Origin of the sequence: Winogradskyella rapida (genome assembly GCF_042675845.1) — a bacterium.
GTDB lineage: Bacteria > Bacteroidota > Bacteroidia > Flavobacteriales > Flavobacteriaceae > Winogradskyella > Winogradskyella rapida.
In genome coordinates, this window is sequence record NZ_JBHTKM010000063.1 from 1,081,990 (window position 1) to 1,082,208 (window position 219).

Consider the following 219-nt stretch of genomic DNA (forward strand, 5'->3'; position numbering starts at 1 on the left):
TTCTGGTGATGGCACTGGATCTACACGTAAGGTAACGGTAACTGTATTAAAACATCCCGTAGCATCATTCTCTGCTCTTACAAAAATAGTTTGAGCATTGCTGGTATTAACATATGGACTTACAATTTCATTAACTGCATTATCGGCATCTGTTTGCGTTTCGTAATAAGTTAACGTTATTCCGGTCTGACCATTTAAAATTCCAGCTTCAGCATCTTC

1 protein-coding gene is annotated in these 219 nt (G+C 37.9%); it reads right to left on the minus strand.

What is annotated here, in order from left to right:
• On the minus strand, window positions 1-219 hold a 219-nt coding region (locus ACFQ13_RS12055; protein WP_386117647.1), incomplete at both ends, for a hypothetical protein.